The sequence below is a fragment of the Arthrobacter sp. ISL-30 genome (assembly GCF_018613855.1).
GTDB lineage: Bacteria > Actinomycetota > Actinomycetes > Actinomycetales > Micrococcaceae > Arthrobacter.
Window position 1 is genome coordinate 1 of sequence record NZ_JAGGPK010000061.1, and the last position, 19,210, is coordinate 19,210.

A 19,210-nucleotide genomic window follows, 5' to 3' on the forward strand; every position below is an offset into this window, starting at 1 on the left:
GCGCCTTGGGCCGACTTCACTTTTACGCCCTGGAAGAGCAAATGGAATGCTGGCTGCTCAACGCCGCACACATGAAGGCCGTCCCGGGGCGCGAGACCGACGTGAAAGACGCAGAGTGGATTCGCCCAACTGCTTGAGCACGGATTGGTTCGACCCTCGTTCATGCTGCCGCCTCCAGTCCGCCGCCTGCGCATGCTGACGCGTTACCGAGTGCTGCTGATGGGTGATCGGACCAGGGACACCGGCAGGTTGGAGACGATGCTCGAAGATGCCAGCATCAAGCTCTCCTCAGTCGCATCGTCGGTGACCACCGTCTCCGCACGAGCCATGCTCGCGGCATTGATAGCAGGCGAGGCCGACCCCGAGGTCCTGGCACAACTGGCCAAAGGAAAAATGCGGTCCAAGATCCCCGACCTGATCGAGGCATTGACAGGTCACTTCGACGCCGACCATGCCCGGCTGGCTGCCGCAATGCTGGGTCGCCTGGACCAGGTCGAGGTCTCCTTGGCGGCACTGGATAAGACCATCGAGACCGCCTCGCGGCCGTGGGCCCACCAGATCCAGCTACTGCAGACGATCCCCGGGGTAGGACTGAAAGTCGCGCAGGTCATCATCGCCGAAACAGGCGGTGACATGTCCCAGTTCCCCTCGGCGGCGCACCTGGCCGCCTGGGCCGGAGTCGCGCCGGCGATCCACGAATCCGCAGGACACCGCAGCCCGGCCGGTGCCAGACACGGAAACAAGTGGCTCACCTCAATGCTCGTCGAGGCGGCAGTGTCGGCGTCCCGTAGCAATAACACCTACCTGTCGGCGCAACAGTCCCGGATCGCCTCCCGGCGTGGTGCCAAACGAGCCCAGATCGCAGCCGCCCACTCAATCCTCGTCAGCGCCTACTACATGCTCCAGCGCAACGAGCCCTACCATGACCTCGGGCCCGAGTGGCTGCAGCAACGGCACGAGCAAACCCACACCCGCCGACTCGTAGCGCAACTCGAACGTCTAGGTCATACCGTCGTCATCGACCCAGCCGCCTGATTTCTAGACAGATAACTGACCGGAGAGACACTCCGGAGGGTCACCCATGGCCTGCTCGGGTTATTCACGGGTCTGTGGACACTGTCCACACCATTTTTTTGCCCGTTTTCCGGCACCATCACAGCTGCCGGCGGCCCTCAGGGTCGCGGAAGCTTTGTCTTGTGTGCCGTGGAGTTTCGGCGGGAACCGACGGACTGCAATGTCTGGACGGGGGCCAGGTCGACGGCCGCCACGAGCGGCCTGACCATCAAGCCAAAGCACGGGCATGGAGTCAATGAGGATGAAGGGAGTCACACCTCCTCATCTGAACATCTCAAGCACTGAAAGACGGGAACGCACATGACCAACTCCAAGCCAGCATGACCCGTGTACAAAAGCGCCGTCAGCCGACATTGTCAGGGCGAGCGGGTGAACCACGCATCACATGCCCAGATCTGCACGGCTACTGTCGTTCTGACGTGTCCATGATCGCTGGGCGGGCCCTCCGCGCAACCAGGGCGCTCCCGCGCCGGTCCCTTTGGTCAAAAACTTCGCTCGGCGCTCCCCCGTCGCTTCCCTCCTCGGCGAACTTTTTGACCCGGAACCGTCCCCCAAGTTGCACTCCGGCCCCTCAGCCCAGCGGCTGGTCCCCTATCCGAACGACGGCCAAAACCAACGACCGGAACGGCTGAGGGTGAACGGCGACAGGAGCGATGGCAACGCCGAGACGCCTCGCGCTGGTCAAAACTTGGAACTCTCGCCCGGTCACCAGATGCCCTAACCTCACCACTTCCCTAGGTGTCATGACACCCCTAGACTGGGTTGAAGGCCACCTATCCAGGAGTGCAGCATGTCAGCCGGCACCACACGCCACACCATCCGCATCGAAGACCAGCTCTGGAACAAAGCGCACGCCAAGGCAACCAGACACGGCACCACCGTCTCCGAACTCATACGGGAAGGACTGCGCAATTATGTGTCCGATACAGCCGCCGGCACACCTGTTTCCTCCAGGCACACCCTGGCCGATTCCCTGGTCTACCTGGTTCCCGACACCCTCGATGATCTGCACGGCCCGGCCTCGGGCATCGTGGAGCTTCCCATCCACCTGGATTGGGGTCCGAACAGCCGCTATCTCGTGGACGATGACGGCAGCTGCAGCGCCCTCTACCAGCTGACACTGCAGAACTCGGGATCCATCGAGGAAATCTGCGGAATCCTCAACGCCGACCGGCTGACAGAGCTCTGGCCTTCGCTGCGGCTTCCCGACCGATGCAGACAGGCATGGGAAGAAGCATTCCCCCAGCTACCCACCCACCGCGAAACCAAGGAACATCCTTCATGGACCACGCTCAACGGGTAGCGACCGAAATTGCCCTGTCAGTCTTGGCCGGCGACGGGTTCCTCCTTGCCGGGGGCCAGGCACTGGCCGAACACGGGGTCATCGACCGTCTATCGAAGGACGTCGACCTGTTCGCACTGCACCGCAAGCACACCCCCGAAACGTTTGCTGCCTCAGTGCAGAAAATGACCGAGGCCCTTGAATCAGCCGGATACACCGTCGCGATCACCCGTCAATACGAAGAGTTCGCCAGTCTCACCGTGGACAAGGACGGCGAAGCGGTTGTGATGGATCTGGGGCTGGACTGGTGGGAGAACCAGCCCGCGATCGTGGATTTTGGGCCCGTCCTGTCGCTCGAGGATTCCGTGGCGGCGAAGCTGATCGCGGTCTATTCACGCGGATACGCCCGCGATTACCTGGACGCCTATTCCATCCTCGCCAGCGGCCGATTCAGCCACCAGCAGCTGATTGGCCTGTGCCGACGCAGGGACCCGCACCTGGACCTTGGCATGTTCGCCGCATCAATGACCCGCTACAGGGAAATGCCAACCACCGAGTACACCAAATACGGCCTGCCCACCGCCGAGCTCTCCACACTGGCCGCAACCCTCGACAAATTCGCCCGCACGGTCCAACTCCACGCAACAACCGAAGGCATGGCAGCCCGTCCCGTCGATCTCGCCGGCCCCGGAAACCCCGACCCGGGAATCGGCCTGCGGTAAAACGGCATCACCAGCATGATCGCCTCACCGTGGAAAGCTGGAAGGCGTCTAAGCGACGGTGTCTGGCGCAGCCAAGAAAAGTGGCGCAGCTAAATGGCGAAGCTAAAATAAGGGCACGCATGCAGTGGGCGGTGCCGTCCGCCGGGCACTACGGCTGACTTGTTGGCGCCCAGCCCTTTCCTTCCGCCCAGGCAGAACAGAGCTTGAAGGCGACGTCCGCGGCCCCGATAGTGGCCCCGGTGGGCGACCCGTCGGAATCTGGGTCTTCTTTCCCGGTTTCGTGGCCTGCCGCGCTACCGACCATGAATGCCGTAATCGGTGCTGCCGCATGAATCACGGCGGCCATGCTGCGGTCCGTGAATAGGTCCCGACGGCTTTCCAGGCCGGGTCTCTTCGGTCACGCCAGTGGACGAGGGTGCGGAGCATGTGTACGAACATCCCCGTCCAGAGGGCGGCCGCGGCCAGACGGAGTGCGGTGATCGGGATACCGAGGGCGGGGTCAGCTTGCTGGGGGTGGGCACGCAGTGCTTCGGCGACGATGACAGCCGCCAGCGCCAGCCAAAGCCATCGGCTCCAGTCCAAACGGGCATGCAAGTCGTCGCTGCCGGCGTAGACCTGGAGGGTCATCTCGGTTCGAGATGCATTCATGATTTGCCCCGATCTGCTCCTTTCTCCACACCGGGGTGCACTCTGACCCGCGAACTGCACTCGGTCAGGCGAGGGCTGCGTCGATACGTGGGCCGAGCACCTGGGCGCCGTCGGCTACCTCATTGGGCTGCCCGGTGCCAGTGGCGATCAGGTCGCGCAGGCTGTGCCCGACATAGAAGCGCCAGCTCTTGTGGCAGATCTCGTAGCACTCAAATTCAGGGATCAGACCGACGTGGTTGAAGGCCAGCTCTGTTTTGCCGTCAGGGCCGGTGCTGATCTCGAAGTGGATCTCGGTGTCGATCCACTCCTCTTGGTCCCCGACGAACGAGAAGGTGTTGTCGAGAACGCGCCAATTCACGCGCTTCTTGGGTACCACCTCGGTCACCCGGACCCGGCAGCTGTGGACGTCGGGCACCTCGTATGCGAACTCGTCTCCTTCGACGACGGTGCCACCTTGGATGTTCTTCGACCACCAGCCTCGAACATTAGTCACCGCGTTGAAGACCTCTTCGGGCGACTGGTCGAACGCCAGGGTGATCGTCGTGCTCTGATCAGTCATTTGCTGCTCCTCTTTCATGTTGGAAGTGGCTCCGAGGACGCGTTGGCGTCCTACTCGAAGGGGTTGTTCATGTCGAAGGGCGACTGCGGCAGCACCTCGCCGGTCTCCAGGAGCGACTTGAGGTTGGCCAGGACTCCGGACCAGCCGTGGGAAATCCCGGCGAAGGTGCCCGGGTCCGGGACATTCTCGTGGGTGACGGTCAGCCGAACGATGTCTTCGTGGGGCTCGATCTGGAACGTGACTACTGACGGGTCGGTGGACTGGGGGTCGGTGTCGGTGAACTCGAAGGTGTACGACAGCCGTCGGGGCGGATCGGACTCCAGCACGCGGCCGTGGACCTTGTAATTGCCGGATCCGTCGAGTTCCCGGTGCTCCCATCGCGAGCCGGGCTGCCAGTCCGAGACGTTGGCGTGATGCCAGTACTGGGCGGTCAGGTCAGCGTCCGTGAGTGCCTCCCAGACTTGCTGAGCGGACGCGCGGATGTAGGTGACGTAGACGTACGTCGGGATGGTCTCGCTGGCGGTGGTCATGGCGTTCTCCTCTGCGGTGTTCTTGATGGCGGCGAGTGCGTCGAGTCGGGGCTGGTCGAAGCCGGCGATCCAGCGCTGCTGAATCTCGTGGATGGGTGTCGGGTTGAGGTAGTGCAGTCGCTGCCTGCCCCGGTGCACTACGGCGACGAGGTTGGCTTCCTGGAGCAGGTCCAGGTGCTGGGTGACGGACTGGCGGGCCATGTCGAGGTGCTCGCACAGTTCCCCCAGAGTCTGGCCGTTGCGCTCCCGGAGACGATCCAGCATCAGCCGGCGGGTGGGGTCGGCCAGCGCCTTAAAGACGGCATTGAGGCTCTCCCGTGTACTCACAAACCCATCATGCAGGTATTTACCTGCATTTGCAAGTGGCCGCCTGGTCCCCTCGATCGCGAGGAGCAACTGCGTCAGCGGGTCCTGTCACAACTTCTTCGGGTGACAGGACCGCCCCCCACTGGATGGGATGGCTACGCAGGCACCGTTCCCAGTTCCTTGGTTCTATGGGGGTCCGATCTCGTGTGGTCGACTGTGGCACAAGCTTGATCGCTTGGTTGGTGGACGACGGGTTCTCACTGCGTGTCGCTCAGGTGTTCGTCATATTGGCGGCCATTATTGGCATAGGAGATGACTGCGCATGTCGGGGTACACGCTGCTCGCGTTGTCGTGATCGACTGTACGGATCACCCGCGTGGAAACACCCTGCTTTTCCATGATCAGGCGGCTGACGCGGATCAGGCCCTCGGTATTGCTCACTTCCGGTGATCGTTTGAGAGTCCCGTTGAAGAACAGCGCCTTGAGGTCGCTGTAGTCCCCCGGTGCCTTGGCTTCATCCACGTGGCGCTCCCAGGGGTGTATCGGGCTGAGGCACCACGGAGCCCTCAGCGGAGATCCGTCCGGTCTCAAGGATGACGGTCCCGGGCAGGTACCTGCGGCGCCGGGCCGTGAGTCCCTGGAGAGTGAAGGACCAGTGGCCGGCATCCGGGTGCAGCAGGCGGCTGAACACGCTGTGCCCGTCGAACCGTTCCGGGCACCACCAATCAATCGAGCCGCTGGACGTGGCCGGAGCCCCACCCCGGCGGCCTCCGAGGAGGGCATGATCGGAGATCAGAGAGTCCCCTCCCCGAGTCGCTCGTGCTCCAGGCGCTGCGCTCATTCCTGAAGCGTGACCCCGTGCCAGAAGGCGATCCGGTTTTTCACCGCTTCCGCGCCTGGAATCGGCTCCGCGTAGTACCAGGCGGCATTCCGGTTCTCTCTGCCGTCCACCAGGAGCGTGTAGTAGCTCGCGACGCCCTTCCACCCGCAGAACGTGTGCTCGTCCGAAGGCTGGAGGAACTCGGACCGTATCGATTCCCGGGGGAAGTAGTGATTGCCCTCGACAACCACCGTGTCATCTGACTCGGCGACAATCGCCCCGTTCCAGATCGCCTTCACAGCCGAGACACTGCTTCCTGTGTCGAAAGCACCTCCGCGGCGAGATACCTGAAGTTGGTCAAGGCCGCGGCCATGCCGTCCCCGAGTTCAGGGTGTCGGGCGGCAGCGGTTGCATCGGCGACGACGGCGACCTCAAAGCCCTGTTCGAGCAGGTCCCGCAGGTGGCTTTCAACGCAAAGGTTCGCGGACATCCCGGCGAGCACCACCTTGCTGATACCCCGTTTGCGGAGCTGCAGCGCGACGTCGTTGTTCTGTGGGCCATAGACTTTGTGCGGGCTGCACACCACTGTCCGGGAGTCCTGCAGGTAGGGCTTGTACTCCGGCAGCCAGTCAGCTCCGGATCCTTCGAAATCCGTCATGTCCAGCGGATGCCGCCGTTCGAACATGCTGATCTCGTGCATCTTCTGCTCCAGCGTCCCGCCGAACTCCCAGCGTCGATCGTAGGGGTAGTAGTAATGGGGCGAGACGAAGATCCCGTAACCGGATTCCAAGGCCGTGGCCATCAACTGGCCGAGGTGCTCGACCGTGCCGTTCTCCTGCACATTTTCGCCTACCAACTCCCACGTGACGCCCTTGGGGCTGAGGAAGTCCACCTGTGGATCTGTGACCACGATGGCGGTGTCGGATGGGGTGAACTGCATGGTGACCTCCTGCTGTTCCCAATGGTTCTTCTTCTGCCTTACGGTACGAGGCCCCCAGCTGGCAGTCCGTGATGTAGGACACATAAGGCCGAAAGAACTTCGGCATCTAGGGATACAGCTGCCTTGTTGGGCCGGATACGGGTCAGAGGTAGCTGCAGATCCTCCCGGGATCGCAATCAGCGGGCTCGACCGTGGCGATGGCCTGGTAATGCTCCGCGACGGCAGTTCTGAGGGCCGTCAGTTCGGCGATCTGCTGGTCAAGGTGTGCCAGCTGCACCCCGAGCTCATCGCGCACATGCGAGCACGGTGAGTTGCCGGTGTCACGGATGCGCAGGATCTCCTGCGTCTGGGCGAGGCTGAACCCGGCGTTCTTGCTGCGCTGGATGAATTCGAGCCGGTTCACTGTTTCCGCGCTATATTCCCGGTACCCTGAGCGCGTACGCCGGACCGCCGGCAGGAGGCCGCGCTCTTCATAGAACCTCAACGCTTTCACTGTCATGCCGACCGCGGCGGCCGCTTCACCGATACGCATGGCCGTCTCCTTTATCCAGAACTTTGCCTTGCAGGTTGCAGGCCCCCGCTCTCTCCACCCCTGCTGAAAGCCCGGTTCTACGAGAGCCCGTGTCCTGCCACATGCATATCTTGACCCTCCCCTCCGGGGAAGGTCCACAGTGGTCTGCAACAAGCAAACGATGCCCTCCGAACCGCAGGCTTTCGAAGGCATGAACGGGAAGGTGCCCAATGCGCGTTACAGACGAATCGGACAACAACCCGGCGGACTTTGATTTGGCGGTGGTCGGCTCCGGAGGCGGGGCATTCGCCGCGGCCATCAGGGCCACGAGCCTGGGCAAACGCGTGCTCATGGTGGAACGCTCCGCTATTGGAGGCGCCTGCGTGAACACCGGTTGCGTGCCTTCCAAGGCGCTGCTTACGGCAGCAGACGCCAGGCACGTCGCCCTCAATACCGCACATTTCCCGGGTATCTCGACAGCAGCAGAAGGTGTGGACATGGCAGAGCTGATCGCGGGCAAACAGGCATTGGTGGAAGGGATACGGACGGATAAATACGTTGATCTGGCCGCACACTATGGATGGGACCTGCGTCAAGGCAACGCTGCGTTCGCCGGAACCCAGGAGGACCCGGTGCTGGACATTACCGCCGCGGACGGGTCCAAGAATTCCGTGCGCGCAGGGCACTATCTTGTTGCCACCGGATCTGCCCCATGGGTGCCGCCGATCCCGGGGCTGCCGGAGGTGGACTTCCTGACCTCAACCACTGCGATGGAACTGGAAGAAATTCCCGAATCACTGATAATCCTCGGCGGCGGGTACGTGGCGGTAGAGCAGGCGCAGCTGTTCGCCCGTTTGGGGTCAAACGTCACTGTGCTGGCACGTTCCCGCCTGCTGTCCCGGGAAGAGCCCGAAGCCTCCCGCGCACTGGCCGGGGTCTTCGCCGACGAGGGCATCACGGTGGTGCACCGCGCTGCCGTCAGCACCATCGGGACTGACGCTGCAACAGGGAAGGTGGTGCTCACGGCCACGACGCCGGGCGGCGGGGAGCAGAAATTCCGCGCCGTTCACATCCTGGTCGCCGCCGGGCGGCGGCCCGTCACGGAAGGATTGAACCTGGCCGCCGTCGGCGTCGAGACGGGCGACCTCGGACAAATCCTGGTCCAGGACACCCTCGCCAGCAGCAATCCGCGCATCTGGGCGGCCGGCGACGTTACCGGCCATCCAGAGTTCGTTTACGTCGCGGCAGCTCATGGATCCCAGATGGTGGAGAACGCGTTCAACAACGCCGCCCGGAAGGTCGACTACCGGCATCTGCCCCGTGTCGCCTTCACCAGCCCGGCCGTGGCCGCGACAGGCATGACGGACAAGGAAGCCAACCAAACAGGCATCCGGTGCGAGTGCAGGGTCCTGCCCCTGGAATACGTTCCGAGGGCACTGGTTAACCGCGACACCCGGGGCTTCATCAAGATCGTCGCCGACGCCGGCACACGGCGTATCGTCGGGATCACCGCCGTCGCCAAGGAGGCCGGAGACCTGGCCGCCGCCGCGGTATACATCCTCGAAGCAGGCATGACAGTAGAGCAGGTCGCGAACCTGTGGAGCCCCTACCTGACCATGGCCGAAGGGATCAGGATTGCCGCCCAGGCCTACACCACCGATGTTTCCCGGCTCTCCTGCTGCGCGGCCTGACAACAACCGGCGGAAGCTGCGAGGTGGGCACCGGCGGCTTTGTACCGGCAGCTTGTACCGTGCCCCGCTCTTCTCCAAGGCAAACGGTGCCACTGATTCGCCGGGGAGATGGCTGCCTTCGAGGTGGACGTGTCCGCGGACCTGGGCGATGGGTGACCTTGGTATATGGCGGTGATCATTGCGCGCCCCGTGCCATGGTCCTGAACGCTGCGGTGTTTTGGACTGTGATCCGGTGCCGGCCCGGCTCTGCCGGATGACGCCGCGAGAGGCAAGGTCTGCGGGGAAGCCGCCGGACCTGTGGGATCTGTGGGTCTGCAGTAGAAGAAGAGGACCTTGGCCATGCCGGCTACCTTCCTTCACACCGAACGGGCCCATGAGCCACACGCCGGTCTCGACCTCAACGGTCAGGGCGAGGCCCGTCGCCCGCCCCGATTTTGGCGCTGCCCCCTGCGCCAGACGAGGGGATCGCGGAGAGTCGCATCGTTTGCTTCCTTGACCTCCCCTTACGGGAGGGTCTTAGCGTGGCAAACGTCAGCCATAGGGCTGAAAAGAGTTGAAGGGAGGGCAGCGATGGCGCTGCAAGAAGGAGAGGTTTACCGCTGTCCTGACGCGGACTGCGGTTGCGAGGTGACGGTCACGAAGGGCGCAAATCCGGGCCCGGGGAGGGACAAAAATCCAAGCTGCTGCTGTGGACGGACGATGGAGAAGGTCACCTGACCCGCGCTCTCTGAACCCGCCAGCCTTGAAGGGCATTCCCGGTCTTCCTGGTTCGGGTCCGAGGGTACCCGTCCGAATCTGGATGTGCCCACTGCGCATTGCGTCCGTCACGGCCTGCTACGGGACCACACGCAATGCCGGCGCAGGACTCCAGAGCGGGATAAGGCTCGTGGTGGACGGGCGTTATGGGCGGGCTGAGCGGCATCCTCTGCTGCTTGAGCCCGACCGTCCTTGCTCCGCTGGGCGGGATGCTCCGTCACGGAGTACGCGGTCACAACCGACCTCTAGCCGCTGGAACGGGCCTTCCGGCTCGCGGGGACCTTCCTCTCCAGATCCGGACTCATGGTCGAACGATCCGAGGACCACAGCCACACGCTCGTGCGGTTGCTCAACCGCGTCGAGGCCCGTCTCACTGTCCTGCAGGGGCTGTTGTGCCTCCTGGCCTCCCGAGCTGCGGTAGCCGCCCGTTCCGGCCGGTGGCCGGCTCCTTCTTGCTCTTCAGGGCGGGCAGGAGCCCGGTCAGGGTGGTGAGGGTGTGATCCGGTGCGGCAAAGTAGCCCGGGTAAGGACCTCCGAATCGGTTCAGCCAGGCCTTGCCCAGCCCAGCAACGGAGGCACCGTGAATGTCCCACGAGTGTACTGCCACCAGCAGCATCTGCTGCGGAGTGACTCCGCATATCCAGGCGGCATATTCGTAGGAGCTCGGTGCTGGTTTCCAGGCAGGGGCATTGTCGACGCTGAGCAGATAGTCGAAGTAAGCGCGGATCCCTGTCGGAGCCAGGAGCTCTTCGGCAACCTGGACGGAGCCGTTGCCCGACGTAATCAGCCGGTAGCCGCCCTCTTTCAGCGCCTTGACCCCGGTAGCCACGTCCGGATGGAGTCCAAGCCCGGCCATTCCCGCCATCACGTGCTCCACGGCATCATCCAGGCCCATGGTCAGGGGCGCCTCGTTCAGCAGGCCCCGGAGGGCTTCCCCCCGATCTCAGCAAAGCTGCCGTTGCCGCCAGCGGCAGTGAGTGCGAAACCATCGCGCAGCAGCGCGGCGAACCATAGTTTCGCGAGATGGTCCGGGGCGCCGACCTCAGTGAAACGCGCAGCCATGGGCGACATGTCTGAAAGGGTCTCGTTCACATCGAAAACGATCACCGACGGTTCATCGCTCAATGGTTTACCCCCTAACTTATGAAGGGCGTGTCTTTCCTGCTGCCTTTAGGCACGCTCCAAGATGCCCGGATAGCCCGGGGATCTTATCGTGGGGTTTCTCCGGCTCCAAAAACGTCCTTGACCTTCTCCATCTTTTGCTCAAGCATGTCCGTGGCGATGGTTGCCTCATCAGGGTCGGCGGTATCTGTACCGGGAGTGAAGAGCAGGCTCTCGGCGTAGGGTGCGTCACGTCCCATCACAAAGGCCGCCGCTGTCTTGGCATACAGGTCCCGGGCGTCCTGAACCGTCCGCCGGCCTTCGATGATTTCGACTGCCAGGTTCAGGGTCAGGGTGTTATAGGCCTCGTGGTCGCAACGGGAGCCGATCTCTCCGGCGGTCCGGTCCAGTAGCACGCTTCCGTCGAACTCAACTATGTCGCTACCGCTCCTGGCCGGAATCCGGTAAGAGACGTATTGGGTGAAGTAATCGACATGGGGCGTGGGGAAGTTATGCACCACCTCATCGGACGTGAGTTCCATTCGGCTCCATGGTCCGGTCCGATACCAAAGCAGCTTGGTAACGGTGGCTTCATTGGGCGGCCCGTACTTCTCCAGCACTCCTGCGGCCGTCATTTTGGGTGCCTCCGGCCACTGCTCGATGATGTCCTGGACCTTTTCCATCGCCACGGAATGCTCTTGACCGTAGGCGGACATGGACTTCCCTTCGGCCTTCAGCCGCTCTGCTGCCGTTTTGGCCGCGGCCAGTGCTTTGACCCGCTCCGGGATGGACGTTTCAAGATTGTCGTCTTTGGATCCCATCATTTCCTCCTCGTGTATGGGTGATCGCTGGTGGAGTCATGCGGACGGCCACGGGCTTTAGGATTGTTCCCGCACGATGATGCCGGCTGCGGTTTCGAAGGCGATCCTGTTCCTGATACGGCGAGCCAACGGTGACGGCCTGGGGTAGGACCACGCGGCGTTGGGCAGACGGCTGCCATTGATCCGGATGTGGTAGTAGCGGGCGATTCCTTTCCAGAAGCACAAGGTGCGTACCCAGCTCTCTTCCAGGGCGCCTGGTTCCACTGCTTTGCGGGGGAAATAATGGTTGCCTTCGAGGTAGACGGTGTCCGCAGAGCTAGCGATTGTATGCCCCTGGAAAGTGGCGGTGATCATTGCGTGGCCCTCGCCATGGTCCTGAGCGCCGTGGTGTTCTGGATGGTGATCCGGCCCCGGCCCTGCCGGATGATGCCCCGTGAGGCAAGGTCGGAGAGGATTCTGCTGGTCGCTTCACGGGTGGCGCCGAGCAGCCCCGCGATCTGTTCGTGGGTAAGCCTTACCGGGGCGGTCTGCCCGAACCGGCCGGGCGGGGCGCCGGCTGAGAGGGTGAGCAGGGTTGAAGCGACCCGGGCCGTGAGGGGCCGGAGGGCAAGGTCGGTGAGGCGTTCCTCGAGAAGGGCGACCTGCTCGCCCAGCATCCGGGAGATGCGGATGGCGATCCGGGGGTCCGAGAGCAGGAACCGTTCGACTTCTTCGACGTCGAGCTGGCATACGGCGGAGTCTTCGATTGCCTCGGCGTAGTTGTCGTACATGCGCTGGCCGACCAGGACCATTTCTCCGAATACCGCGCCGGGTTCCAGGATGCCCATGGTCAGGGCCTTGCCGTCCTCCGCTACCCGGAAGACGCGTACCCTGCCGGACTTGAGGATGAACAGGGCCGTGACCGGCTGCGCCTGGCTGAAGAGCAGTTCCCCGCGGCGCACCATCCGGGCCGGGGCCATCAGGTCCATCGCGTGCATCTCCTCCGGGCTCAGATCAGCGAACAGGTCCACCTCATCCAGGCAGGTGAACGGGTCCGGCGGAATGATAGTCAAAGGATCAGCCTCTCGTTGCTCTGGAGACCAGGGCTGTGCGCTGCTGGGAACTGCCTCGAGGCAGTTCCCGCAGTTATCGTTCATGCCCGGCCCTTCAGCACGCGGACGGCCACCAGTGCGAGCACAACCCCGTAAATCAAGTGCCCCATGAGGGACATCAGTGCGGTCAAGTCAAGCATAAACAGGGGCATGCCAAGCATGCTCGGCATGATCAGCAATGGACCCAAGATCCACCAAAGGACCCCGTAGGCGAGCCCAGCCAAGGCGCCGCGGGCGTAGGAGGTTAGAACCAGATGCGCGAACGGAACGGTCAGGCCAAGGCCGATCAGAACCGAGATGACCAGGTGCACCCCGAAACCAACCCACGCGGAATCCGATCCGACCATAGAGGCCACCATGGGGAGCATGCCCATCATGGCCATCAGAATTCCGAAGAGCAGGCCTCCCGCGAGGCCGCCGATGACACCGGCCGCTATGCGGCGACTGGCTGGAAAAGCGGAAAAACGGTGCGGATGGGCGATTGCATTTGAAGCAGACATCGGAACATCCCTTTCCTTGTATCAGTCATCCTTACCCTCGCTACAGTAGGCCCGGCACGGGCGACTGTTCTGTGTTCAAGGACACACAACAAAGGCAAAATCTACCCCGCTCATAAATAGACATGACGACGACTGTGACAGGCCCCAGGGAGCCGGCCACCGCCGTCGACGTCAGGGAAATACGGCTACTTCTACCTCACGATGCCCTTGTCCTTCAGCCAGGCCGCAGCCGCGTCCTTCGCGTTCTGCTTCTGGCTCCCACTGACGGCACGGTTCAGGTCCAGCAGGTCCCTAGTGGTGAGAATCCTTGAGACTGAGTTCAGAGCCTCCCTGGCCTTGTCCGTCATCCTGGCCTCGTTATAGAGCGGGAGAACCTGCTGGGCGATGAAGTTGTTCTTCGGGTCCTCCAGCACCACAAGGTCGTTATCAACGATCGAGGGAGTGGTCGTATAGATGTTGGCCACCTGGACCTGGTCCGAAAGCAGCGCCTTGAGCGTCACGGGACCGCCGCCGTCGCTGAACGGCTCAAGCTTCCTGGGTACACAGCCATAGTTTCCCTTCAGGCCCGGCAGGCCATAGGCGCGTTCCGCGAAAGTTGCCGGAGCACCGATCGAGAACTCACTGCAGACCTTGGCCATGTCCTCGATGGACTTCAACTGGTACTTTTCCGCCGTCGCCCTCGTGACCACCATCGCATCCTTGTTCTCCGCTGTGGAAGCTTCGAGTACGGCCAGGCCGTCAGGGAGTCTGTCCGGCAGCGCCCTGTAAACGTCTTCGGCCGAAACCTCAGTGGCCTCCCTGTCCACATGGAGCAGGAGGTTACCGCCGTACTCCGGAACAACGTCCACCGAACCGTCCTGCACTGCCCTGAAATAGACCTCACGCGAGCCGATGTTCGGCTTCGTGCCGGCCCTCACTCCGGCAGCATTCAGGGCACCGGCATACACTTCTCCAAGGACCTGGCTCTCCGGGAAATCCGCTGAACCAACCACCAGGGCAACCCCGCCGGTGCCGGCACCGGTGGTGGAGTCACCGGTGTCAAGCGGACCGGAGCCTCCGCAGGCCGAAAGGACCAGTGCCAGGCCAGCGGCAAGGGCTCCAAACGCCCGCCGTCCCGTCGTGCCGGGGTGCGTCTCATTCATCGGGTACCTCCTTGGACGGCAGCTCCGACTCTTGCGGATCTCTAAGGTGGCCAGCAGGCGAAAGCGGAAGCAGTGCTTTTGCATGATCGTGCGCGAAGCAGACTTTGGAACGTCCTTTACCGTTTTGCGGTCATCCTTACCTTCGTCAGGCTAAACCTGGCTACCCGCAATGTTCTGTGTGCAGGAACACACAACAGCAAAACCTTCAGTGGCATCGCTCTTCGGCATCATTTTGTCGGGGGTGGATGCTGTACCAGTTGAAGGTGGCTCAGGAGCGAGGTGTTCGGCCATTGCATGCCGGCGAATGGCAGAACGCCGCCCGCGCATGTCGGATATGAAAATGGCGATACCAGCGGGGACGTGATTTGGCATCACACCTCGACGCTAACCATGCGCACCGGGTCCTCGGCTTCTCGCGCCTTTTCCAGTCCTTCAGCCTTCACTTTCCTTTGTGTTCTGGTTTACAGAACCAGAGCTGATGAGAGGCCTACATTTCAAGATAGACAGGGAAATAGAGACACGGGGAACCCGGCTGGAAGGACCAGCCGGAGCATCACCGGCTGCACGTCATTGCAGGTGTCCCGTCGCCCTCGGCCCATCATGAAAGGAATGAATCATGGGAAAGATTAGAGACATCACCGACGCTTCGTTCGGGACCGAAGTCCTCACGTCGCTGAAGCCGGTGATCGTGGATTTCTGGGCCGTCTGGTGTGCTCCCTGCATCAGGCTCTCGCCAGAGCTGGAGCAGCTCGCGGAGGATTACAACGACAAGGTCGAGGTGGTGAAAGTGAACGTCGATGAAAATCCGAAAACAGCCGCCGAATTCGGCATCAGCTCCATCCCGGCCGTCTATCTGTTCAAGGATGGACAGCCGAAAATTTCTGTGGTTGGAGCCCGGCCAAAACAGTTCTTTGAGAAGGAATTCGCCGATTATCTCCAGTAGAGCTACCTCGCTGCACCACCATGGCATTGGAAGTTCAGGGCATCGTAAGGGAGCTGATGTTGCCCTGTTTTCCTCACCGCCGCCTTCCCGGCCACCTCCTCGGGAATGCACCGTGCGATCACCTGGATCCGGCGCCGTACCGGCGGGGAAAGGGTATTCGCGGCCGTCGAGGGCACTTCCTCCTACGGCGCCCGGCTCACCCAGGTCTTGCTTGCCGCGGGCATCGAGGTGGGCGAAGTCAGACCACCGACACGCTCGTCGCGATCACTTACCGGCAAATCTGATCCCATTGATGCCGAAGCCGCTGCCCGCTCCGTCCTGGGACGCCCGCGCGATCAAGTGATGGAGCCACGCGCCTCAGGAACCAGGGCCGCGATCAGGATTCTGCTCGCATCCCGGTCCCTGCTGGACCACCAACGCACAGCGAACCGCAACGCCCTCACTGCGCTGCTCCGAGGAACCGACCTCGGGATCGATGCACGGTCATCCCTGCGGGACGCGCAGATCACCACCATCGCAGCCAGGCGGAGCTCAAACGGCACCGACCCGGTGATCCGAATCGCCCGCGCCGAAGCCAAGCGCCTGGCGCAGGCCGTCAAAGACCCCACCGGCCAACTCACCGAAAACCACAAAGCCTTGGCCCACCTCACCGAAGAACTGGCACCCGGACTGCAAACCACTCCCGGAGTCGGGCCGGTGACAGCGGCCATCATCATCTGCGCGTACTCCCACCACGGCCGGATCCGGTCAGAGGCAGCCTTCGCCGCCATCGGTGGCGTTGCGCCACGCCCTGCGTCCTCCGGCAACACCACCAGACGCCGGCTCAACCGAACCGGCGACCGCCAACTCAACCGGGCCTTCGACGTCATCGTCCGCACCCGCATGAGCTTCGACACCGCCACGAAGGACTACGTCACGCGCAGTCGGGCTACAGGAAAATCAAACCGCGAGATCCGCCGCAACCTCAAACGCTACGTCTGCCGCTCCATCTTCCGCCAACTCCAAACCATTATGGCTTGACACAACCCATAGAAGAGTCATTTTGGGTTGATGTCCCTGGCCAGATAAGCAGCGGCCCGACGCAGGATCTCGTTCTCCTGCTTCAGCAGCCGATTGCGCTTCCTCAACTCACGCACCTCAGCGGACTCGGACGGGGCAGTTCCGGTCCCGGCTTCCTTGCGCTCGGCGATCGCAATCCATCGCTTGAGAGTCGTCACGGAAATCCCGAAATCCTTCGCGATCTGCGTCACCGGCGCCTCACCCTTGCGGGCCACATCAATCACGTCATGTCGGAACTCCGCCCCATAAGCCGTTGGCATGGTCAACATCCTTCCACGAGCCAAAGCTCGCTAGGTCAAGGAGTCAACAAAACCGGGGGCAGTCCCAGGCTAGGTGGTGTCCGCCAGGAAGGACATATGCATGTCGGCAGGTGCTTATCGAGCAGGAACCGGTAAGTCCAGCTAGTTGATCCTGTAGCGGGTCCCCGCGACACAGCCACCCAAACTGCTGTGGGTGGCAACCCATGACTTCTCTACGGAACTGTCATGCCAGAGGATTTGACCTGGTCGTGCGCAGTACACGTAACCGCCTGCGACGCCGCGGTATTCGGTGACGATGTAGCGATTGCTTCCCCATGCGTTTTTCAATCCAGCAAACTGCCTTCCTGAAGGCCAGCTGGGCATGCTGTTCTCGTACACGGGGCTGCGAACTCCGGCGTAATAGGTGTAGTAGACGTAGAGCGGTGCGGCACCTTTGCCCACCTTGAAGTAAGGGTCGTAAACGACCGCGGACGCCGGCAGCGACGTTGAGATGAGACTAGCTACGGCTAGAAAAGCCGCAGCCAGGACGCGCGGTTTTAGTGACTTGAAGCTCAACAAATCCCCCTGATTGATTTTATCTATCACTTGGATGAACTAGCGCGCTGGGTTCAATGTAGACCTCGCCATTTCGCTCGTCAATGACACATATTTGGTTAGTACCGTGGAACCGGCCCAGCCTGCTGCCCGCCGTTGTGAAGGCCACCACCTTCTACGATGACCCGGACATGATCGCCGACGTCGCCGGCGGCCTCGCGAAGCCATCAATGTGGACGAAATCCCGCGGCCGCACTGCCTCGCACAGCGCGGCTGGTAAGCCAGCATCTCCTGCAACCGGCCGAAAGAAGTACGCCCAAGACGTCGAGAATTACAGCGTCCGTAGCTGGGAGCGGTGAAGCGACCCGGCACTTCAAATCCGGGACGCTTCAGATCCCGCTTCGGGTCAGCTGCGGAACGTGAACAGTACCTCGTGACTGCTAGCATCGTTCCGCTTCACCCGGAAACCTGACAGGGGCCGCCCCACGTCTCGCTGGTCTTCCACACGCAGGTATAAATCCCATCACCGTCACTGAATGAAAGGCTGCTGCCCCGGGTGTTGAGCTTGACTCCGCTTCGCCCAGGGTCGCTTTTGTATCGCACGGAGTCCCTCTTGACATCCCCGGGTCATTCCCATCGACGGCTGACTACCCCAGCGTGTCGCGCTTGCTGCGGAGGTGAGGCAAACCAAGATAATGACAACGGCAGGTTGCCTTTGAGAGAGTGAGCATCTATTTGGATCGGAATCCGTTTAAGCGCCTCGTGAACAAAGTACCGGCTTGGACTCGCGACCCTGAAGGCGGTCCATCTACCAGGGCCATCGCGATTGGCAGCTTAGTGCTTGCTCTCGTTTTCCCTACCGTGACTCTAGTTCAGGGCATAAGCTCTTCCCTTTCATCGGTTAACACCGCCGCCGAGCAATTAGCGGAGCAGAAGAGATCTAACGATATGACGCATAAGCTGCTCGAGCAGGTTGCAGAGCAATCGTTGGGGGGAGCGAATCCCAGCCCAGCCCCTCAAGCCGATTCAAACCTTGGGATGTGCACTAATGACGAGAAAGCACTCTCAGTAGGATGGGGCCCTGAGAGGCCCATCTACAACGAAGAGGCGACTCCAAATTACCCGGTCTTCAATTCTGTGAGAGATAATCCTGACCTGGGTGATGAAAGGAGTTTCTACGCCATAAAAGATGCAGCCGACCTTAACGTGGGCCCCTGGCGTAAGTCGATTGTCATGCAACCCGGGCACACATACATCCTGCGGATCTACGTTCGCAACGATTCGTCTTTTCCGAAGGCGCTTGCAAGCGGAACGAAAATCATGGTGAATCTTCCAACCTGCACTGGAACTGCTATTGGTACGTCCGCCTTCGTTGTCAGTCAGGACGCCTACCCGCATGAGATATACGACGGAGTCCGTTTACTGTCCGACAAGCCTTTCAACCTCGCATATGTTAATGATTCAGCAATGATTTACAGCAACGCTCCGAACAGCCCGATCCACCTCAGATCAACGAGTTTTCTCACTTCATTGGGACAAGAATTAGGATACGAAAAATTGAATGGGAACGTCGCACCCGGTCATGGTGCCAGCCTCTACATCTCATTTGAAGTAAGGCCACAATTTGCTCCAGAAGGTTGAGAAGAGCGTTCAACTCCAACACATAACTAGTCCGGAACGAAAGGCTCCGAAAGCTCTGCTGCATCAGACGCAAACGCTGTTCGACTAGTCAAATGGCCGGACATCGGCAGGCGGAGAGTATCACTTCGTTCGCCCCTCATCACCAACCCTGCGGACCGCTCCCGCTAACCCGTCTTCACCTGATTCAGCAAAGCATCCCGCACGGCAGGATTGCCTTGCCAGAGGCCAAGCGATGCCGTGATCGCGTTGCCGATTCGCTCCATGGCGTTCCGGGCGGAA

General features: G+C 61.8%; 23 protein-coding genes and 4 pseudogenes. 9 read left to right on the top strand and 18 right to left on the bottom strand.

Translation table 11 applies throughout. From position 1 onward, the window contains the following. Window positions 1-129 precede the first annotated feature (129 nt). From J7E82_RS19535 to J7E82_RS19545, 3 genes are all read left to right on the top strand, one after another. Window positions 130-1,035 (top strand): IS110 family transposase, encoded by a 906-nt coding sequence (locus J7E82_RS19535; protein WP_285289771.1) that lies wholly within the window; start codon window positions 130-132, stop codon window positions 1,033-1,035. 829 nt (window positions 1,036-1,864) lie between these two features. Then, window positions 1,865-2,377, top strand: coding sequence for a hypothetical protein (locus J7E82_RS19540; RefSeq protein WP_214865687.1), 513 nt, complete (start codon window positions 1,865-1,867; stop codon window positions 2,375-2,377). Next, window positions 2,356-3,078 carry a nucleotidyl transferase AbiEii/AbiGii toxin family protein gene (locus J7E82_RS19545; RefSeq protein WP_214865689.1) on the top strand — a complete coding sequence of 241 codons (723 nt, stop codon included), beginning with the start codon at window positions 2,356-2,358 and terminating at the stop codon, window positions 3,076-3,078. Before J7E82_RS19540 ends, J7E82_RS19545 begins: the two co-directional genes overlap by 22 nt. Window positions 3,079-3,226: 148 nt before the next feature. Here J7E82_RS19545 and J7E82_RS20900 read toward each other — a convergent pair whose 3' ends face one another. The 9 genes and pseudogenes from J7E82_RS20900 to J7E82_RS19585 all read right to left on the bottom strand — a co-directional run bounded on the left by J7E82_RS20900 (window position 3,227) and on the right by J7E82_RS19585 (window position 7,413). After that, window positions 3,227-3,424: a DUF6457 domain-containing protein gene (locus J7E82_RS20900; RefSeq protein WP_308113966.1), complete on the bottom strand. Its 198-nt coding sequence runs from the start codon at window positions 3,422-3,424 to the stop codon at window positions 3,227-3,229. Further along, window positions 3,412-3,726 (bottom strand): hypothetical protein, encoded by a 315-nt coding sequence (locus tag J7E82_RS19550; protein WP_214865691.1) that lies wholly within the window; start codon window positions 3,724-3,726, stop codon window positions 3,412-3,414. The genes J7E82_RS20900 and J7E82_RS19550 overlap by 13 nt, the downstream gene beginning before the upstream one ends. 64 nt (window positions 3,727-3,790) lie before the next feature. Continuing rightward, a complete protein-coding gene (locus J7E82_RS19555) occupies window positions 3,791-4,285 on the bottom strand; it encodes an SRPBCC domain-containing protein (protein ID WP_214865693.1) in 495 nt (164 codons plus the stop codon). Between the two features lie 50 nt (window positions 4,286-4,335). Beyond that, on the bottom strand, window positions 4,336-5,142 hold the full coding sequence (locus J7E82_RS19560; protein ID WP_214865695.1) for a metalloregulator ArsR/SmtB family transcription factor: 807 nt from the start codon (window positions 5,140-5,142) through the stop codon (window positions 4,336-4,338). A 291-nt stretch (window positions 5,143-5,433) separates the two neighbouring features. Continuing rightward, a pseudogene (locus tag J7E82_RS19565) lies at window positions 5,434-5,643 on the bottom strand (flavodoxin family protein); the annotation flags it as partial. Then, window positions 5,636-5,962, bottom strand: a complete 327-nt coding sequence (locus J7E82_RS19570; protein WP_214865696.1) for a hypothetical protein — start codon at window positions 5,960-5,962, stop codon at window positions 5,636-5,638. The pseudogene J7E82_RS19565 and the gene J7E82_RS19570, both read right to left, overlap by 8 nt. Then, window positions 5,959-6,240, bottom strand: a complete 282-nt coding sequence (locus J7E82_RS19575; protein ID WP_214865698.1) for a DUF427 domain-containing protein — start codon at window positions 6,238-6,240, stop codon at window positions 5,959-5,961. Before J7E82_RS19575 ends, J7E82_RS19570 begins: the two co-directional genes overlap by 4 nt. Then, entirely contained in the window at window positions 6,237-6,881 is a 645-nt protein-coding gene (locus J7E82_RS19580) for an isochorismatase family protein (RefSeq protein ID WP_214865700.1), read from the bottom strand. The genes J7E82_RS19575 and J7E82_RS19580 overlap by 4 nt, the downstream gene beginning before the upstream one ends. A gap of 142 nt (window positions 6,882-7,023) precedes the next feature. Further along, complete coding sequence (locus J7E82_RS19585; RefSeq protein ID WP_214865702.1) at window positions 7,024-7,413, bottom strand: heavy metal-responsive transcriptional regulator; 390 nt, start codon at window positions 7,411-7,413, stop codon at window positions 7,024-7,026. Between the two features lie 209 nt (window positions 7,414-7,622). Between J7E82_RS19585 and merA the strand changes: the two genes are divergently transcribed. Beyond that, complete coding sequence (merA, locus tag J7E82_RS19590) at window positions 7,623-9,083, top strand: mercury(II) reductase (RefSeq protein ID WP_214865704.1); 1,461 nt, start codon at window positions 7,623-7,625, stop codon at window positions 9,081-9,083. A gap of 1,126 nt (window positions 9,084-10,209) precedes the next feature. On the opposite strand, the gene J7E82_RS19595 is transcribed toward merA, so the two are convergent. The 7 genes from J7E82_RS19595 to J7E82_RS19620 form a co-directional block, all read right to left on the bottom strand. Next, entirely contained in the window at window positions 10,210-10,734 is a 525-nt protein-coding gene (locus J7E82_RS19595) for an HAD-IA family hydrolase (protein WP_251042170.1), read from the bottom strand. Window positions 10,735-10,751: 17 nt separating this feature from the next. Then, window positions 10,752-10,964, bottom strand: coding sequence for a hypothetical protein (locus J7E82_RS20905; RefSeq protein ID WP_251042171.1), 213 nt, complete (start codon window positions 10,962-10,964; stop codon window positions 10,752-10,754). An 83-nt stretch (window positions 10,965-11,047) separates the two neighbouring features. Beyond that, complete coding sequence (locus J7E82_RS19600; protein WP_214865706.1) at window positions 11,048-11,761, bottom strand: hypothetical protein; 714 nt, start codon at window positions 11,759-11,761, stop codon at window positions 11,048-11,050. 57 nt (window positions 11,762-11,818) lie between these two features. After that, on the bottom strand, window positions 11,819-12,115 hold the full coding sequence (locus J7E82_RS19605; protein ID WP_214865707.1) for a DUF427 domain-containing protein: 297 nt from the start codon (window positions 12,113-12,115) through the stop codon (window positions 11,819-11,821). Further along, window positions 12,112-12,813, bottom strand: a complete 702-nt coding sequence (locus J7E82_RS19610) for a Crp/Fnr family transcriptional regulator (protein ID WP_251042172.1) — start codon at window positions 12,811-12,813, stop codon at window positions 12,112-12,114. The genes J7E82_RS19605 and J7E82_RS19610 overlap by 4 nt, the downstream gene beginning before the upstream one ends. A gap of 80 nt (window positions 12,814-12,893) precedes the next feature. After that, the gene (locus J7E82_RS19615; protein WP_251042173.1) at window positions 12,894-13,352 is read right to left on the bottom strand and encodes a hypothetical protein; all 459 of its coding nucleotides are present in this window, start codon (window positions 13,350-13,352) and stop codon (window positions 12,894-12,896) included. 191 nt (window positions 13,353-13,543) lie between these two features. Continuing rightward, a complete protein-coding gene (locus tag J7E82_RS19620) occupies window positions 13,544-14,494 on the bottom strand; it encodes an ABC transporter substrate-binding protein (RefSeq protein ID WP_214865717.1) in 951 nt (316 codons plus the stop codon). A 616-nt stretch (window positions 14,495-15,110) separates the two neighbouring features. Between J7E82_RS19620 and trxA the strand changes: the two genes are divergently transcribed. The 3 genes and pseudogenes from trxA (at window position 15,111) to J7E82_RS21105 (ending at window position 16,457) form a co-directional block, all read left to right on the top strand. Further along, complete coding sequence (gene trxA, locus J7E82_RS19625; protein ID WP_214865719.1) at window positions 15,111-15,437, top strand: thioredoxin; 327 nt, start codon at window positions 15,111-15,113, stop codon at window positions 15,435-15,437. Between the two features lie 87 nt (window positions 15,438-15,524). Then, a pseudogene (locus J7E82_RS21100) lies at window positions 15,525-15,884 on the top strand (transposase); the annotation flags it as partial. Window positions 15,885-15,986: 102 nt separating this feature from the next. Next, window positions 15,987-16,457, top strand: coding sequence for a transposase (locus tag J7E82_RS21105; RefSeq protein WP_308113973.1), 471 nt, complete (start codon window positions 15,987-15,989; stop codon window positions 16,455-16,457). A 20-nt stretch (window positions 16,458-16,477) separates the two neighbouring features. Here the strand turns inward: J7E82_RS21105 and J7E82_RS19635 are convergent. Both J7E82_RS19635 and J7E82_RS19640 read right to left on the bottom strand, forming a co-directional pair. Further along, a pseudogene (locus J7E82_RS19635) lies at window positions 16,478-16,756 on the bottom strand (transposase); the annotation flags it as partial. 141 nt (window positions 16,757-16,897) lie between these two features. Then, on the bottom strand, window positions 16,898-17,311 hold the full coding sequence (locus J7E82_RS19640) for a hypothetical protein (protein WP_214865724.1): 414 nt from the start codon (window positions 17,309-17,311) through the stop codon (window positions 16,898-16,900). 131 nt (window positions 17,312-17,442) lie between these two features. Between J7E82_RS19640 and J7E82_RS19645 the strand changes: the two are divergent. Both J7E82_RS19645 and J7E82_RS19650 read left to right on the top strand, forming a co-directional pair. Then, window positions 17,443-17,570: pseudogene (locus J7E82_RS19645) on the top strand (pyridoxal 5'-phosphate synthase lyase subunit PdxS); the annotation flags it as partial. 443 nt (window positions 17,571-18,013) lie between these two features. Then, complete coding sequence (locus J7E82_RS19650; protein WP_214865726.1) at window positions 18,014-18,931, top strand: hypothetical protein; 918 nt, start codon at window positions 18,014-18,016, stop codon at window positions 18,929-18,931. Window positions 18,932-19,210: the final 279 nt, after the last annotated feature.